Genomic DNA, 16,696 nt, shown 5'->3' with positions numbered 1-16,696 from the left:
TGATGGCCGTCGTGTGGGTGGGCCCTGGTCCCTGATGGTTGCCGTGTGGGTGGGCACCGGTCCCTGATGGCCGCCGCTGTCAGTGGGCACCGTTAGCCTCTTGCGGGTGTCCGCGCGCATCACCGACCCCGAGCAGCTCAAGGAGCTGCTCGGCATCCCGTTCACCCCGGAGCAGACGGCCTGCATCACCGCACCGCCCGCGCCGCAGGTCATCGTGGCCGGAGCCGGCTCGGGGAAGACGACGGTCATGGCCGCCCGGGTGGTGTGGCTGGTCGGCACCGGGCAGGTCGCACCCGAGCAGGTGCTCGGTCTGACGTTCACCAACAAGGCCGCGGGGGAGCTGGCCGAGCGCGTGCGCACCGCGCTCGTACGGGCCGGGGTCACCGACCCCGACCCCTCACCCGCCGACGACGAGACCCCTGCCGGTGAACCCCGCATCTCGACGTACCACGCCTTCGCCGGGCAGTTGCTCACCGACCACGGACTGCGCCTGGGCGTGGAGCCCAGCGCCCGGCTGCTCGCCGACGCGACCCGCTACCAGCTCGCCGCCCGGGTGCTGCGCGAGGCGCCCGGACCGTATCCCGCGCTGACCAAGTCCTTCTCCGGGCTCGTCAGCGACGTCCTCGCGCTCGACGCCGAGCTGTCCGAGCACCTCGTCCCACCGGAGCGGCTGCGGGCCCATGACACCGAGCTGCTGGACGCCCTCGCCGCCGCCCGCCTCACCAACGCCGACCTGCGCAGGATCCCCGAGGCCGCCGCCGCCCGCCTGGAACTGCTCGACCTCACCGTCCGCTACCGCGAGGCCAAACGCTCCCGCGACCTGCTGGACTTCGGCGACCAGATCGCCCTCTCGGCCCGGCTCGCCCTCACCCGCCCCGAGGTCGGCCGGATCCTGCGCGACGAGTACCGGGTCGTCCTGCTCGACGAGTACCAGGACACCTCCGTCGCCCAGCGCCTGCTGCTGTCGGGGCTCTTCGGCGGCGGCACAGGCCACGCCGTGACCGCCGTCGGCGACCCCTGCCAGGCCATCTACGGCTGGCGCGGCGCGTCCGTCGCCAACCTCGACGACTTCCCCGACCACTTCCCGCACGCCGACGGCCGCCCCGCCACCCGCTACGCGCTCAGCGAGAACCGCCGCAGCGGCGGCCGGCTGCTCGACCTCGCCAACGGCCTCGCGGCGCCGCTGCGCGCCATGCACGAAGGCGTCGAGGCACTGCGCCCCGCCCCCGGCGCCGAACGCGACGGCACCGTGCGCTGCGCCCTGCTGCGCACCCACGCCGAGGAGATGGAGTGGCTCGCCGACTCCATCGCCCACCTCGTCGACACCGGCAAGGCGCCCGGCGAGATCGCCGTCCTGTGCCGCACCGCCGGTGACTTCGCCGGCATCCAGGCCGCGCTCGTGGCCCGCGACGTCCCCGTCGAGGTCGTCGGCCTCTCCGGACTGCTGCACCTGCCCGAGGTCGCGGACCTGGTCGCCATGTGCGAAGTCCTCCAGGACCCGGGGGCCAACGCCTCGCTCGTCCGGCTCCTCACCGGCCCGCGCTGGCGGATCGGCCCGCGCGACCTGGCGCTCCTCGGCCGCCGCGCCCGGCTGCTCGTGGCACGGGACCGCGGAACCGCGGACGACCCGGACCAGCGGCTCGCCGACGCGGTCGAGGGCGTCGACCCGGCCGAGGTGGTATCGCTCGCCGACGCACTCGACACCTTCCTCGACGCGGACGCCGGCCGCGCCGACGACCACCTGCCCTTCTCGGCGGAGGCCCGCGTCCGGTTCTCCCGTTTCGCCGCCGAACTCCGCGACCTGCGGCGCTCGCTCGCGGACCCGCTGATGGACGTGCTCCACCGCGTGCTGGCCGCCACCGGGCTGGAGGTGGAACTGTCCGCCTCACCGCACGCCCTGGCCGCCCGCCGCCGCGAAACCCTCGGCAACTTCCTCGACGTCGCCGCATCCTTCGCCGCCCTCGACGGCGAAGCGGGACTCCTAGCGTTCCTCGGCTTCCTCCGGACCGCCGCGCAGTACGAGAGGGGCCTCGACAACGCCCTCCCGGGCGGCGAGAACACCGTCAAGGTCCTCACCGCCCACAAGTCCAAGGGCCTGGAGTGGGACGTCGTCGTCGTGCCCGGTCTGGTGGCCAGGACGTTCCCGAGCGAGCAGCCGCGCGAGGCCTGGACCGCCCAGGCGAAGGTCCTGCCGCACCCGCTCCGCGGCGACGCCCCCACGCTGCCCGAGGTCGTGTCCTGGGACGCCAAGGGCATCAAGGCGTTCAAGGAGGAGATGAAGGAGCACCAGCGCACCGAGGAACTTCGCCTCGGATACGTCACCTTCACCCGCCCGCGCTCCCTGCTCCTCGGGTCCGGCCACTGGTGGGGCCCGGAACAGAAGAAGCCGCGCGGACCCTCCGACTTCCTGTACGCCCTCCAGGACCACTGCGCCGCGGGACACGGTGAGACCGAGGTCTGGGCCGACCCGCCGGAGGAGGACGAGGAGAACCCGTCCCTGCGGGAGTCCACCGCGGACCGTGCCTGGCCGCTGCCCCTCGACGCGGCCGCCCTCGGACGCCGCCGGGCCGCGGCCGACACGGTCCTCGCGTACCTGGACGCGGGCGAGGACGTGTACGGACGGGCCGGGGGAGGGGACGCGTACGCGCGGGCCGCGCACGAAGGCTTGTACACGGATGACCCGTATTCGGACGAGCCGTACGGGGACGAGCGGTACGGGGAGGGGCGGCACGCCGGGGACCCGTACGTGTTCGGGGACGAGCCCGATCCGTTCGACGAGCCCGATCCGTTCGACGACCCGTTCCATGACCGTCCTTTCGGGGACCCTTTCGACGACGGGCCCGGCGACGGCGGGCTCGTCGACGACCCCCTCGGCGACACCCGTGCGGAACCGTCCGAGCAGGACCACCCGTACGCGCCGGAGCCCTACGAGCCGCACCCCTACGGCCTGGAGCCCCACGGCGCGCGCCCGTCCGGCCCCGGACCGCGGGTTCCGGACTGCTCCGGCCCGGCGGGGCACGAGACCGGCGGCCACGAGACCGGCCGCCACGACACCGGCCCCCACAACACCGCCACCCGGGACCCTGGCTCCCACGCGGCCGCCGGCCCCCAGCCCCCCGTACATCCCGCGGACCCGGACCCGGACCCCGCGCACCCGGCGGGCGACGCCGGCCACGGCGGTTCCCGGGACGGCGACGCCGGACACCATGACGCCGGACACCACGACCCCGTACACCCGGACGGCCGGCACCATGACGCGGCGCGGCCGCGCATCCCCGCCGCGCGCTCCCATCCCGCCGACGACGTCCTCACCCTGGAGGAGGCCCGCGCCGTCGCGTCCTGGGACCGGGACCTCGAAGCTCTCACCGAGGAGCTGCGCCGGGCCCGAGCCGGTACCCGCGACGTCGTGCTGCCGCCCGCACTGACCGCCATGCAGCTGCTGCGCCTCGCCGCCGATCCCGACGCGTTCGCCCGGGAACTCGCGCGTCCCATGCCGCGGCCCCCGCAGCCCGCGGCCCGCCGGGGAACCCGGTTCCACGCCTGGGTGGAGGCGCGCTTCGAGGAGCTGCCGCTGCCCATGCTCGGCCCGGACGAGCTGCCCGGAGCCGACGACGCCGACGAGAACGAGCCGGGCATCGCCGACGAGCGCGATCTCGCCGCCCTCAAGGAGGCCTTCGAGCGCACCCCGTACGCCCGGCGCACGCCGTACCGCGTGGAGGAGCCCTTCCAGCTCACGCTCGCCGGCCGGGTCGTGCGCGGACGCATCGACGCCGTCTACCGGAACGGCGACACGTACGAGATCGTCGACTGGAAGACCGGCCGGGACGGAACCGCCGACCCGTTGCAGCTCGCGGTGTACCGGCTCGCCTGGGCGGAACGCACCGGCGTCCCCCTCGAGTCCGTCGACGCGGTCTTCCTCTACGTACGCACCGGGGAGACGGTCCGCCCCGCCCGCCTGCCCGGCCGCGCCGGGCTGGAGCGCATCCTGCAGGGCGAGACGGGTACGGAGCCACCTGCTGCGGCCGGATAGGCTCACAGGCATGAGCGACACCCCGGACAGCGCCGTCCGCACGTACATAGACCGGCATCGCGCCGCGTTCCTCGACGACCTCGCGGAGTGGCTGCGCATCCCTTCCGTGTCCGCTCAGCCCGAGCACGCCGACGACGTACGGCGCAGTGCCGACTGGCTCGCCGCGAAGCTCCGGGAAACCGGTTTCCCGGTCGTGGAGGTGTGGCCGACGCAAGGCGCCCCCGCCGTGTTCGCCGAATGGCCGTCCGGCGATCCGTCGGCGCCCACCGTGGTCGTCTACGGTCACCACGACGTCCAGCCCGCGGCCCGTGAGGACGGCTGGCACACCGACCCGTTCGAGCCGGTGGTCGAGGACGGCCGGATGTACGGCCGTGGCGCGGCCGACGACAAGGGCCAGGTGTTCTTCCACACCCTCGGCGTCCGTGCCCACCTCGCCGCGACCGGCCGGACCGCCCCCGCCGTGAACCTGAAGCTGCTGGTCGAGGGCGAGGAGGAGTCCGGCTCGCCGAACTTCCGCGCACTCGTCGAGGAACACGCGGACCGTCTGGCGGCCGACGTGGTGATCGTCTCGGACACCGGCATGTGGTCCGAGGACACCCCGACGGTCTGCACCGGCATGCGGGGCCTCGCCGATTGCGAGATCGCTCTGTACGGGCCGGACCAGGACATCCACTCGGGTTCGTTCGGCGGGGCCGTGCCCAACCCGGCGACCGTCGCCGCCCGCATCGTGGCCGCGCTGCACGACGAGAACGAGCGCGTGACCGTCCCCGGCTTCTACGACGGCATCGTCCCGCTCACCGACGAGGAGCGTTCCCTTTTCGCGGAACTGCCCTTCGACGAGACCGAGTGGCTGCGCACCGCCGCGTCGCACGGCACGCTCGGCGAGGCCGGTCACTCCACACTGGAACGGCTCTGGGCCCGCCCGACGGCCGAGGTCAACGGCATCGGCGGCGGCTACCAGGGACCCGGCGGCAAGACGATCATCCCGTCGTCCGCGCAGCTGAAGCTGTCGTTCCGGCTGGTCGCCGGCCAGGACCCGGACCGTATCGAGGCGGCCGTCCGCGACTGGGTCGCGGCCCGCGTCCCGGCCGGTGTCCGGCACGAGATCGTCTTCGGCGCCGCGACCCGGCCGTGCCTGACCCCGCTCGACCACCCCGCGCTCCAGGCCGTCACCCGCGCCATGGGCCGCGCCTTCGGCCAGAAGATCCGCTTCACCCGTGAAGGTGGTTCGGGCCCGGCCGCCGACCTCCAGGACGTGCTGGGTGCTCCCGTGCTGTTCCTGGGCATCTCCGTGCCGTCGGACGGCTGGCACGCCCCGAACGAGAAGGTCGAACTCGACCTGCTCCTGAAGGGAGTGGAGACCGCTGCCCACCTCTGGGGCGACCTGGCCACGGCAGGGCTGCCCTGAGCGCCGTGGCGGGACGCCGCCGAGCCCCGGACCCGAGCCACTGCACCGCCGGCAGAACATCCGATCCACCGAGGGGGAGTTGGAAGTACCTGTGAGCACCTTCAGCGACGCGACCACGACCAAGGGCGCGCCCGCGGGCATGACCGCGGGCACGACCACGGACCTTCCGATCCCTCTGACGGCCGAGAGCGGCATCGACCGCGCGGCACACCACCGTCTCGACGAGGCGTGGCTGGCCGCGGCCTGGAGCCACCCCATGACCCGGGTCTTCGTGGTCAGCGGCGGTCAGGTGCTGATCGACGACACCCCCGACGGACGTACCGAACTCGTCATGACCCCGGCCTTCGAGGCCCCCGTCACCGAGACGCACCGCTATTTCCTGGGCACCGACGAGGACGGGGTCAGCTACTTCGCCCTCCAGAAGGACGCGCTGCCCGGCCGCATCGACCAGTCCGCCCGGCCGGCGGGACTGCGCGAAGCCGGCCTGCTGCTGTCGCCGCGCGACGCCGGACTCATGGTGCACGCCGTCGCCCTGGAGAACTGGCAGCGGATGCACCGCTTCTGCTCCCGCTGCGGCGAGCGCACGGTGATCGCGGCGGCCGGCCACATCCGCCGCTGTCCCGCCTGCGGGGGCGAGCACTACCCGCGCACCGACCCGGCCGTGATCATGCTGGTGACGGACGAGGACGACCGCGCCCTGCTCGGCCGGCAGGTCCACTGGCCCGAGGGCCGCTTCTCGACCCTCGCCGGTTTCGTCGAACCGGGCGAGTCGATCGAGCAGGCCGTGGTCCGCGAGGTCTGGGAGGAGGCCGGCGTCCGCGTCGGCAGCCACGTCGAGTACGTCGCCAGCCAGCCCTGGCCCTTCCCGTCCAGCCTGATGCTCGGATTCATGGCCCGTGCCGTCTCGGCCGAGATCACCGTGGACGGCGAGGAACTCCACGAGGCCCGCTGGTTCTCCCGCGACGACCTCCGCACCGCGATCGAGTCCGGCGAGGTGCTGCCCCCGTCCGGCATCTCGATCGCCGCCCGCCTGGTGGAACTCTGGTACGGCAAGCCACTGCCGAAGCCGTTGGTCTGAGCCGGGAGCCCGGGACGGGTTCGGGCGGGCGGCTCCGTCCGACCGGATCCGCCCGCCGGGCGAGTCAGCCGACGGCCGGATGGGCGACGACGTACCCAGCGCCTACGCTGCCCGACCTCGTCTCGAAGACCAGGCCGACACTGCCGCGGACGAGATCCGGTGCCACGCCCGGCGCCGCCTCGCGGTCCGCCCCGGTCCGCGCGTCCAGGACCACGGGGCCGCCGCCCTCCACCTTGCCGTACACCGCACCGTGCCAGGCGGCCGTCACCTCGACGGAATTGCGGTCGCTGGTGGGCAGCGTCCACAGCTGCTCGCCGGAAGCTGCGTCGTAGCCGCGGACAGTGGATCCGGCGCTGCAGACGACAACGCTCCGTTCGTCGGAGGTGCAGCCCCAGGACGCCGGCTTGGTGGACTCGTCCAGAGCGATCTTGACACGTGGCCGACCGGTCTTGCTGTCGACGACGGAGACCGAATCGTCGCCGAAGTCGCCGAAGAGCGACGCATACGTCGCCTCGACCTGGACGAGTCCCGTCCCGACGGTCCGCGCCTTGAGCGTCTTGCTCCTGGCGTACTGCTCCCACAGGGGACTGCCGTCCTTGGCGGAGTACGCCACGAGCTTGGTGAACTCGCCGTCGAACGGCTGATCGTGGTTCTCGACCTCGAACTTCTCGGTGTACTTGACCACACCGATGACGGCCCCTGCATCGTGGATCGGTTCGGCGAGGCCGGCGACCTCCTTCTCCCAGAGCTGCTTGCCCGTCGCCGGGTCGAGCGCCCGGAGCGAGCCCTCGTGGGAGAGGACGGCCCCGTTCGGATCCGCCCCGACCAGCGTCTCGCGCCCGTCGAGCGAGATGCTCCACTGCTTGGCTCCGGTACGGGCGTCCACGGCGATCGCCTGCGTCGACTCCTTCGCCTTGGAGGTGCCGGTACCCGCGGTCCTGGTCGTGGCCACGGTGATGACCACGGTACGGCCGGGCAGCTCCACCACGCCCGGTGCCGTGGCGTGGCCCGTCGGCGGATCACCGACGGGTGTGGCCCAGATCGCCTTGCCGTCGACCGGGTCGTAGGCGGAGAGCTTGCCGTCGCCCATCGCGTAGGCGGTACCCGCGCGCAGCGCGAACGAACGGGTGGTGAACCGGCCGTCGCCGATCTCCTGCCGCGCCCACCCCAGGGCCTCCGGAAGCCTCGTCTCCTTCTCGGCATCGAACTTCACCGGCGGGTCATAACTCTTCCGCGGTGCCGTCGACGGCGAGGCGGACGATGACGCCTTCGGGCCTGCCTGACCGCCTTCTTCGCCCGGGGCGTCGCTCCCGCCGCACGCGGTGAGCGTGCCACCCAGCAGCACGCCGGTGGCCAGCGCGGTCAGTGATCGCCAGGGATGCAACAGAAAGCCCTTCGTCGTCGGTCGGTCAGAGGCGGGGGCCCTTGGGGCCCTGCTTGAGGTTCGGCAGCGGGGTGTCGGTGATCGAGGGCGCGTCCGTCTTCGCCCGCTGTGCGGGGAGGGTTCCGGGCGGCTTGAGGCGGTCGCGCAGGCTGGGTCCGTCGTTGTCGAGGAGTTCGGTCAGGTCCTGGCTGACGTCGGGTTCGAGGGGGGCGGCTGCCTTTGCCTTGGCTGCCTTGGCCTCGTTCTCGGCACGGACTACACCCTCGTACTCCCGGACCTCTTCGATGATGTGGGCCGGCACGTTGGGGTTGAGCGTGGCGCGGATCTTGCGCTCGCCGAGCTCCTCCACACCGGGGGGTATCCGGACGTTCTCGTAACGCTCGTTCTGGAGGAGGTCAGTCGCCTCGCGGTACCTCTCCGTGAGCTTCTTGTTTTCGGCGAGCTTCGGATCGTCCTTGAACCCCTGTGTGTAGGCGCCGGTCCGCGCCATCTCGTAGAGCTCGTGGTTGTCCATCTTCGCCCGGAAGCTCTCCGGGGTATGGAACTGGAGTTCGAACTTCTCGCCGCGCTCAGGGTGTTCCCAGGTGGTGTTGAGCCCCTTGTAGACCGGGTCTTCCCAGGTGTTCTTCTCGGACCCGGGGACCGGTCGATAGCCCTGCTTCTGGAGGCGTTCGTAGGCCTCCTTTGTGCCCGCCGTGTACTCGTCGGTGGGGAAGGTCAAGGTGTAGCGGTGGATGTCGTTGGCGTTGCGGGCAAGCCAGGCGTCCATGGGGACGCCGTCCTTCGCAGGACCCGACGCCTTGCGCCGTAGCGAATCCAGACCCTTGAGCGAGTACTTCAGCCCCTCCAGCTTGCCGCCCCGGCCCAGGCTCGACGCCTCGACGCCCTTCAGTCTCTGGTCGAGCTCGGCCTGTGCCTGCTGTGCCTGATGCCACCGCTCGGTGACAAGCCTGTTCTGCTCAGGCGTGAGTTTCAGGCCCTGGTCGGTGCCTTCTCCGTGCCATGCCCCCGTTTTGTCGATCACAGCGTCGTCGCCCCACTCACTCCGCGAAGTTCCTGGATGGTGCTTTCAGCCTCTTCGGGCGTGATTTCGGCAAGATGGGTGAGCTCGGTGGAACGTGCGCTGAAGAAGTCGAAGATCGTGGCCGACGGCTCCCAGATTTTGTCGATGGTGAAGCTCTCGTCGTATACGCGCTCAGGACTGCTCCGACGCCTCACTACGCCGTAGGGCCTTCGGCCGCTGCTCCACTCGGTTTCGTCGAGGTACACCGCCCAGTACCGCACCCACCCCTGCCGGTCCGCCTCCAGTACCGCTGCGCGTTCCGCTGTCACCGGGTGAAGCTCTTGAGGGGTCGGCGGTTCCGACACCGGCACGTCCGGCCTCACCGGCTGCCACTCCCAGATGAGCAGGGACAGGTACTCCCAGGAGTCACCGCTGCGCCGCCACAGGCTGCTCGGCCGCTCCACGGTGTATCCAGGGGAAGCCTTGACGAAGTACTCGTACTGCTCGCTCATGCGTCGTTCCTCCTTGCAGACGAGGCGTTGATACGCGCCTCCAGGGCTGCCGGGTCCGTCGGACGGCCCGGGCGGTCGGGTGAGTGGTCGGACTCACAGCTCTTGAACATGTAGTTCTGCCGGATCCGTTCGAGCGTCGGCCAGAGCCACATCTGGTGCCAGTAGGCCATCTCCTGCCCGGAGCCGCCCGACGCCGCGTCGGCCTCGGACGCGGCGAGCCAGGCGGCCCGGAGCGCGGCGAGTTCCTCCGTCACACCGCCGTGCGCCGGCCAGCAGGGCCAGATGCGCAGATGGAGCTGGGGGGCGTAGTGGCCGCCGAGCCAGTCGACCCACGCGGCGAGGTCCCGCCAGTCCCGCTCCGTCGCGCGGTACGACCACGGGCTGCCCACGGCCCTGTCCGCCCCGGGAGGAGAGGTCGCGGCGTGGCCGGCCTGCTCCAGTACGGCGAGACGGCCGAGGATCTCGGACAGCACCTCCTCGATCTCGCCCTGGTCGCTCCTCACCCGGGTGGCGAACGCCCGCACCAGCGCTTCGAGCTTCTCGCGGTGCTGCCGCATCGCCTCGACGTCCTGCGCGAGACGTTCGACCGCCAGGGCGGCGGAGGGCATCTGCTCCGTGCTCACGCCTTCTCCAGGTTCGTGCCGACGCGCCGCGCCCGGGTGGCGTGTTCGGCCGCCCGGAGCTCCTTGCCGTCGCGGCGGGAGTCCCACGGCACGAGCTCGGCGATGACGCCCGGCGCGCCGCGGAAGAGCAGCAGAGCCTGGCCGTTGGGGAGCTGGCGGATCTCCTCGGGGCGGAGCACCCGCCGCTCCCGTTCGACCTGGGACGTGGTGGAGACGAAGAGGCGGTTGGACTCGCGGGAGGTCGACACCTCCTTCATCTCGGTCTCGCCGACGAGTTCGGAGAAGCGGCGCAGTGCCTCGATGTCCTTGAGACCGCCCATGACCAGGGTGGCGGCGGCGTTGTCGAGGAGGGTGTCGGCCTCCTGCTCGCCCCAGCGCAGGATGGCCTGGGCGAGCGACTGCAGGGCGTACACGATGTGGATGCCGTAGCCGCGGGCGTCGGAGGCCAGCGAGGGCAGCTTGGGCAGCGGGGCGACGTTGGCGACCTCGTCGAGGACCAGTCGCAGGAACGGGTCCAGCCGTCCGGAGGGCAGCCGCGGGGCGCGGCGCTTGGCCGCGTCGACGACCTCGCCGAGCAGCATCGTGGTCAGCGGCGAGACGTTGGTGGAGGCGTTGGCGTCGCTGATGAGGACGAGGGTGTCGCGGGACGCCACGAACCGGTCGGGGTCGAAGACCGGCACGCCCTCCTGCGGGGTGACGCAGCGCAGGACCTTCCGCAGGGCCAGGGGCTCGATCTGTGCGGCGAGCGTCTGCCGGGTGGAGGCGACCGTTTCGTCGGCGCCGGTGGAGACGGACCTCAGCAGGACGTCCCAGCCGGGCTCCGCGTCGGGGTGGTCGGTGAGGATGGTGCGTGGCTCGTCGGCGTTCTCGAGGTTGGTCGCCCACCGCATCACGTGCTCGATGGTGCGGCCCTCGAGCGCCGCGGCGTGGAGCAGGCGGGTGAGCGCCGAGGAGGCGGTCTGCTGGAAGAAGCCGGCGTTGGTGGACGAGGAGTCGTCCGCTCCCATGCCGACCGAGAACGACAGGGCCCGCGAGGTCGCTGTCTCGCCGTCCTGGCAGCCGGCGACGGGGTCCCACACCATCCGCTCGGGCCAGCCGACGGTGTCGAGCGGGTCGAAGACCCACACCCGGCCCATCCGGGAACGGGGCACGGCGATGACGTCCAGGACGTCGGCACGCGTGGACGTGACGACGAGGGGGCCCGGGGCGTCCAGGCAGGCGGGGATGACGACGGTGCGCGACTTGCCCGCTCCGGAAGGGGCGATGACGGCCACGGAGTCCTCGGGCGTGGCCACCAGGGGCTGGCCCGTGCCGAGCTGCCGGGCGAGGAGCCAGCCCACCTCGCTGAGGTCGGCCTTGGCGGCCGCGCGGGCGTCGAAGCTGCCGTCGCTGCGGCTGAAGGTGGTGGCGCGGGTCATGGCGGCGGCGTTGCGGGCCCGCTCCTCACCGAGGGCGTGGCGGGCCTCGTTGGCCGAGGCGAGTCCCTCGCCGTTCTGGCTCCTGGTCCGCCGTCGGGCGGAGCGGACCGCCAGCCAGACGAGGGCCGCGGGTCCGAGGAGGAACGCGGCCCAGACGAGGAGCGTGACTCCGACCGTGGCGTGCTGCACACCGTCGCCCAGACCGTCCAACGGCTTGTGAACAATCAGTGCGGCTATGGTGGATGAAACGTCGGAAAGTGTGAGGCCGTCGGATGTCGCCCACACCGCGAGGTGCCAGGAGACGCCTGCGGCGGCGATCGCCCCCACGGCCTTCACGATGCTCAACTCGCCACTGGAACCGGCCTTCTCCGGCTTGCGTCCCAGGTCACGTCCGCGGCTCATTCCCGCTCCCCCGAAGTACCGAACCCGCTCAGCCGAGCGACGTCATGATGCTGCATGACCGTAGCATCTGCAATTTCGGAGCCACTTGGAGAACCCGGTGTGCGGGGGTGGGCCATGGGGATTGTCGGACGGTGTGGTTAGACTCGGCGCCGCCCTGAGCAAGGGGCCGTCGGCGGGCCTGTCGGGTCCGGCTTGAAGCTATCAACGGGGTACGGGGAAGTGCGGCATGGGGGCATTGCCCAAGGCCATTCGCGTCATTCTCAATCTGCCGGAGCCACGGCAGGAACAGACGGACAGTCAGAAGGACCCGGGGCATGCACGAGGCGGCGCAGCGTCCGCCGGCCCGGTGTCAGACAGCGGAGCACCCGGGCAGATCAATCCGTGGGTGGAGGCCGCCCGGCAGCTGGAACCGGCCAACGGGCCGGCCGCCGGCCGGGGTGAGGCCGGTACGTCGGGCGGAGCCGACAACGGAAAGGGCGCCCAGGCGACTTCCGCCGTGCCCTGGAACGTGCAGGAGGAGACGAGCGGCGCCAAGTTCGCGCGGCGCTTCGGGCGCGGCCTGCTGTGGACGGTCGTGGTCCTCGCCGCGATAACCGGTGTCCGGTCCTGGTTCTTCCCCGACAAGGCGGAGAAGCCGCCCGCGCCGATCGTGAAGCTCCCGCCGCGCTATGCGGAGGACCAGGCGCAGGCCGTCGCATCGCGCTTCGCCCGCGCCTATCTGACGTGGGACGAGAAGACCGAGGCGCAGCGGGAGACCGCCCTGGCGCTGGACCTGGTGCCCGGTGTGGACCTCAAGCTCGGCTGGGACGGCAAGGGCGTGCAGCGCGTCGAGGAGCTGTACCCAGGGGCGGTGACCGTGGTCAAGGGCGACCGGGCGCGTGTCCGGGTGGAGGCGCTGGTGTCGGGCGGCGACCCGAAGACGAAGGGGCCGGCCCAGTGGGTCGCCCTGGACGTTCCGGTCGTCAAGGTCGGCGAGCGGATCGCCGTGACCGGCGCACCCGGTGTCGTCGCCCTCGGCCGTCCGCCGGCGGTCGAGCCGTGGGAGGCACCGGAGCCCGACCCGGCTCTGGCCATGCGGACCAAGGGCGTCGTGGAGCAGTTCTTCAAGCAGTACGCCGCCGGCGACCCGTCCGCGGTCGCCGCCCCGGGCGTACGTATCCCGGCGCTGCCCAAGGGCTACCAGCTCGTGTCCGTGACGAGTTGGGTGGTCGACCTGGGCAAGGGCGACGACCGGACCGGCACCGCCGCCGTGACGTGGAGTACGTCCGGCGGAACCATTTCGCAGACGTATCGCGTCAGCATCACTCGTGTGGCCTCGGCGGATGCCGGCCGCTGGCAGGTCTCGGGCCTGCACGGCGGGGCGTACTGAGGCCGACGTCACGACTGCGAAGGCCCACCGCAAACCGAACCAATGAAAGGCACATGGCATGCCCATGATTGAACTTGCCGCTCCGTTGACGAGCGGAGCGGAGCTGAAGGACTGGGTCCTTCTCATCGCGGGAAACATCTTCATCGTCATCCTCGCGGTCCGCGGCATCGGTTACTACGCCAAGCGCGAATGGGGCGAACTGATCGGCCACCTGATGGCCGCCGTCGTCATCGCCGGCATCGTGTACGCGCCGAACGTCGCCATCGGCCTGTTCCGGGGAATCTGGGAGAAGGTCGCAGGGACCTGATGCGCAAGGGCTACACGTTCACCCGTCACTTCGACCTGGAGACGCGGCAGCACGAGCTGATGGGGCTGGACCTGGGTGAAGGTGTGCCCAGGCGGACCCTGATACTCGGGGTCACGCTCTTCGCGACATGGTGCGGCGGCCTCGTGCTGATCTTCGGAGCCCCGTCCAAGTACACCTTCTCGGTGTACATGCTGCCCCCGCTGATCATCGCCGTGCTCGGAGCCCAGCGGAACCGCAGGGTGGACCGCCGCCGCAACCTCACCAGCTGGGCCCTCACCTGGCGCTACGTCACCAGTGGCCACAGGCCCATCATCAACGGCGGCCGTCGCGCCGCCGAGCGCTCGGAATGGATTCCGGTACGGGCCCGGTGGGGCGACCGCGTCGACCAGCTGCTCGATCTCCCAGGCTTCGGCGGGCTCGAATCGCTGCTCGGCGGCGACCGGAAGAAGACACCGGCGGCCACCGCCATCCGGCTGGACGCCCGGGCCCGCATGTACGGGCCCGACCGTGTGTGGCACGCACGGAAGAGGGCCGGCCTGATCGACAAGAAGACGTCACCACCCAGCAGGAAGGCGAAGGCGTGAAGCTCACCAAGGCACTCGGACGCTTCATGGGCCTCGGACCCGAGCGGGCGCTCCCGCCCCCTCGTTACGAGGCGATCGCGGACGGTCTGATCATCACGGACACCGCCGCCGAGGCCTGGTTCGTGCTCTCCGGCTCCAACACCGACCTCATGGCCGAGCCGGCCCGCGACGCCGAACAGGACATCATCGGCTCCGTCCTGGCCCGCACCCTCGCCGGCTACGAATGCCACCTCAAGGTCCTCTGGTCGCCGCTCAACGCGGCCGACTACGTCGAGGAGTCCGAGGAACTGTTCTCCGCCGGCCGCTACCGGGACTGGACCCAGCTGCGCGTCGACCGCCTGGACATGCTGGAGCTCCCCACCCGTCATCTGCTGCTGGGCGTGCGGATCGCCGAACGGAACAACCAGACCAAGGCCAAGAGCCGAGCGGGTTTCCAGGAGGCCCTGGGTCTGGGCACGCGGGCCGTCTCCTACAAGGAACTCGCACGCCTCGACGCGCTCACCCGGCGTCTCGGTCGCCAGCTCGAGAGCACACCGTGGAGGGCGCAGCCCGCCACCGTGGAGATGCTCGGCTGGATGATCGCGCGCGAGCAGCACCGGAGCGCGCCGCTGCCCGCCGCCAACGGCGACGGGGCGATCTCCGGGGCCAAACTCGCCCAGCTCACCCAGGGCAAGGTCATGCCCCACTCCGACCACCTCCAGGTCGTCGACGGCCGCAGTGAAGTGACCGCCTGGGTCTCCGTGCTCGCCATGACCGGCTTCCCGGAGGAGATGGAGAGCCCGGGCAGCGGTGAATGGCTGCGCGCCGTTTCGGAGATCACCTACATCCCGGAGAACGACGGGGACAACTTCCAGGACTACGGGCAGATCCCCGTCGTCCCGGTGAACCCCGAAGTATCCGTCCGCTTCGAGGTCATGCACAAGCGGGACGCCCTCAAGACCATCGACGAGGTCCGCAGGCTGGCCAAGGAGCAGCGCCAGTCCGCCGCCAAGCACTCGGCGGGTGAGGCGGGGCGCGAGATCGAAGAGACCGAGCAGGTCATGGCCGAACTCGCCCGCGACATGAAGCGGGACGACGTGACCCTGATCGAGGACCATCCGCGCCTCGTCGTCACCAGCGACATCAGCGTGGAGGACCTGCGCGCCAAGGTCGACGCGGTCATCTCGTACTACGGCGGCGTGGGCATCGAGGTCGTCGTCGGCACCGACGAGCAGCGCGAGCTGTGGATCGAGGCCCAGCCGGGTGACCTCGTCCGGGTCGGGGACCTCGGCCACACCCGTACCGTGGACGCCTTCGCCGGTTCGTGGTTCTGGGGCGGCGCGCAGGTCGGCGACGACAAGGGTCCGATCATCGGCTACCTGACCGGTTCCACCCCCGGAGTGGTCCGCAACGACCTCACGGCGGGCAGTGAGCGCGGCGACGCGACCACCACCGCCTTCATCGGGCGTTCCGGCCGTGGCAAGACCACCGGCATGATGCTGAGCCTGCTGGACGCGGGCTTCCGCGAGGCGTTCGTCCTCGCCCTCGACTTCAAGGGCGACATCGGCGGACTCGTCACCGCGGCGCAGTCCTTCGGACTCAACTCCCACCTCGTGCAGACCGGTACGCACTACGCGGGTGTCGCCGACCTCTTCGGCATGCTCGGCGAGGACGAGCGTGCCCAGGTCGAGGTCCCGGCCCAGCTGGGCATCGCCCTGCCGTCCCACCTCCGGGCCCGCGGCGCCGAGACGCCCATCCAGAAGGCCGTGAACCAGGTCGTCGCCGAGGGCGAACCCGCCACCTGGAAGGTGATCCAGCGCCTCATGGCCAGCGACGACCCGCTGGCCCGCGAGACCGGCGAGGCGCTGTACGAACTGTCGCTCACCGGTGTCGGCGCCCCCTTCATGGGGCGGCCCTCGGGCGAGCCGATGCTCGTGCCCAAGCCCGGCCTGTGGGTGGTACAGATGCCCGGGCTGTCGCTGCCGGACGCCGACAGCGACCGCGAGGACTGGAACGTCACCCAGCGCCTGTCCGTCGCCCTGATGCACTCGATGATCGCCTACGCCATCACCACGGCCGGCCGGAAGGACCTGCGCGGCCTGCGCAAGGTCGTGGCCGTCCCCGAGGTGCACGTGCTGACCGCGACGCGAGAGGGAAGCGCGTTCCTCCAGTACATCGCCCGAGTCGGCCGCGCACTGTCCACCGCCCTGGTCGTCGACACCCAGGACCCGGAGACCCTGGCCGGCCTCACCGGTCTGGTCGAGCAGCTGACCACGGTCTTCGGCTTCCAGCTGACGACCCCGCAGCAGCAGAGCGCGCTCGCCGCGCTGCTCGGCCTGCCCGACGACGAGCACACCCGCCGGCTCATCCAGGCCATCGGCCTCCAGGCGGACGGCGAGATCCGGCACGGTCACTGCATCACCCGTGACCGCCGTTTCTCCTGCGCCACCACGCAGTTCGACATCCCCAGTGGCGACCTTCTGGGCCTGCTCAGCACCACGCCGAAGATCAGCCGGTTCGGTTCGGAGGCTGCGGTGGAAGCGGACACCGGGGTCGGCATGGACAAGTCGCAGGAGGCCCTCGCGTGAGCCGCACGCCG

General features: G+C 71.4%; 12 protein-coding genes. 7 read left to right on the top strand and 5 right to left on the bottom strand.

Annotated elements, in window-relative coordinates; translation table 11 throughout:
* Positions 1–106: 106 nt before the first annotated feature.
* The 3 genes from ACZ4Z5_RS01760 to nudC all read left to right on the top strand — a co-directional run bounded on the left by ACZ4Z5_RS01760 (position 107) and on the right by nudC (position 6,516).
* The gene (locus ACZ4Z5_RS01760; protein ID WP_468255065.1) at positions 107–4,030 is read left to right on the top strand and encodes a UvrD-helicase domain-containing protein; all 3,924 of its coding nucleotides are present in this window, start codon (positions 107–109) and stop codon (positions 4,028–4,030) included.
* A 10-nt stretch (positions 4,031–4,040) separates the two neighbouring features.
* Positions 4,041–5,438, top strand: coding sequence for a dipeptidase (locus tag ACZ4Z5_RS01755; protein ID WP_468255062.1), 1,398 nt, complete (start codon positions 4,041–4,043; stop codon positions 5,436–5,438).
* A 139-nt stretch (positions 5,439–5,577) separates the two neighbouring features.
* Complete coding sequence (nudC, locus tag ACZ4Z5_RS01750; protein WP_468255533.1) at positions 5,578–6,516, top strand: NAD(+) diphosphatase; 939 nt, start codon at positions 5,578–5,580, stop codon at positions 6,514–6,516.
* A gap of 64 nt (positions 6,517–6,580) precedes the next feature.
* Here the strand turns inward: nudC and ACZ4Z5_RS01745 are convergent, their stop codons facing one another.
* The 5 genes from ACZ4Z5_RS01745 to ACZ4Z5_RS01725 form a co-directional block, all read right to left on the bottom strand.
* Positions 6,581–7,729, bottom strand: coding sequence for an outer membrane protein assembly factor BamB family protein (locus ACZ4Z5_RS01745; RefSeq protein WP_468255059.1), 1,149 nt, complete (start codon positions 7,727–7,729; stop codon positions 6,581–6,583).
* Positions 7,730–7,925: 196 nt separating this feature from the next.
* On the bottom strand, positions 7,926–8,924 hold the full coding sequence (locus ACZ4Z5_RS01740; protein WP_468255056.1) for a hypothetical protein: 999 nt from the start codon (positions 8,922–8,924) through the stop codon (positions 7,926–7,928).
* Complete coding sequence (locus tag ACZ4Z5_RS01735) at positions 8,921–9,415, bottom strand: hypothetical protein (RefSeq protein WP_468255053.1); 495 nt, start codon at positions 9,413–9,415, stop codon at positions 8,921–8,923. Before ACZ4Z5_RS01735 ends, ACZ4Z5_RS01740 begins: the two co-directional genes overlap by 4 nt.
* A complete protein-coding gene (locus ACZ4Z5_RS01730) occupies positions 9,412–10,038 on the bottom strand; it encodes a hypothetical protein (RefSeq protein WP_468255050.1) in 627 nt (208 codons plus the stop codon). Before ACZ4Z5_RS01730 ends, ACZ4Z5_RS01735 begins: the two co-directional genes overlap by 4 nt.
* Positions 10,035–11,858, bottom strand: a complete 1,824-nt coding sequence (locus ACZ4Z5_RS01725) for a type IV secretory system conjugative DNA transfer family protein (RefSeq protein WP_468255047.1) — start codon at positions 11,856–11,858, stop codon at positions 10,035–10,037. Before ACZ4Z5_RS01725 ends, ACZ4Z5_RS01730 begins: the two co-directional genes overlap by 4 nt.
* Positions 11,859–12,204: 346 nt before the next feature.
* On the opposite strand from ACZ4Z5_RS01725, the gene ACZ4Z5_RS01720 reads away from it, so the two are divergent.
* Genes ACZ4Z5_RS01720 through ACZ4Z5_RS01705 form a run of 4 tightly spaced genes read left to right on the top strand, consistent with a single transcriptional unit; the run spans position 12,205 to position 16,685 of the window.
* The gene (locus ACZ4Z5_RS01720; RefSeq protein WP_468255044.1) at positions 12,205–13,227 is read left to right on the top strand and encodes a conjugal transfer protein; all 1,023 of its coding nucleotides are present in this window, start codon (positions 12,205–12,207) and stop codon (positions 13,225–13,227) included.
* 58 nt (positions 13,228–13,285) lie between these two features.
* Positions 13,286–13,534, top strand: a complete 249-nt coding sequence (locus tag ACZ4Z5_RS01715; RefSeq protein WP_468255041.1) for a hypothetical protein — start codon at positions 13,286–13,288, stop codon at positions 13,532–13,534.
* Positions 13,534–14,118 carry a hypothetical protein gene (locus ACZ4Z5_RS01710; protein WP_468255038.1) on the top strand — a complete coding sequence of 195 codons (585 nt, stop codon included), beginning with the start codon at positions 13,534–13,536 and terminating at the stop codon, positions 14,116–14,118. The genes ACZ4Z5_RS01715 and ACZ4Z5_RS01710 overlap by 1 nt, the downstream gene beginning before the upstream one ends.
* Complete coding sequence (locus ACZ4Z5_RS01705; protein WP_468255036.1) at positions 14,115–16,685, top strand: ATP-binding protein; 2,571 nt, start codon at positions 14,115–14,117, stop codon at positions 16,683–16,685. Before ACZ4Z5_RS01710 ends, ACZ4Z5_RS01705 begins: the two co-directional genes overlap by 4 nt.
* Positions 16,686–16,696: the final 11 nt, after the last annotated feature.

The sequence above is a fragment of the Streptomyces sp. NPDC030222 genome (assembly GCF_055573115.1).
The sequence above is the reverse complement of the archived record's forward strand: the minus strand, read 5'-3'. Positions and strand labels throughout refer to the sequence as shown.

What these genes read in the sequence shown, in the direction of transcription:
- ACZ4Z5_RS01715 (WP_468255041.1), top strand. Translation starts at nt 13,286, where the DNA reads ATGCCCATGATTGAACTTGCCGCTCCGTTGACGAGCGGAGCGGAGCTG.
- nudC (WP_468255533.1), top strand. Translation starts at nt 5,578, where the DNA reads ATGACCGCGGGCACGACCACGGACCTTCCGATCCCTCTGACGGCCGAG.
- ACZ4Z5_RS01725 (WP_468255047.1), bottom strand. Translation starts at nt 11,858, where the DNA reads ATGAGCCGCGGACGTGACCTGGGACGCAAGCCGGAGAAGGCCGGTTCC.
- ACZ4Z5_RS01735 (WP_468255053.1), bottom strand. Translation starts at nt 9,415, where the DNA reads ATGAGCGAGCAGTACGAGTACTTCGTCAAGGCTTCCCCTGGATACACC.
- ACZ4Z5_RS01755 (WP_468255062.1), top strand. Translation starts at nt 4,041, where the DNA reads ATGAGCGACACCCCGGACAGCGCCGTCCGCACGTACATAGACCGGCAT.
- ACZ4Z5_RS01710 (WP_468255038.1), top strand. Translation starts at nt 13,534, where the DNA reads ATGCGCAAGGGCTACACGTTCACCCGTCACTTCGACCTGGAGACGCGG.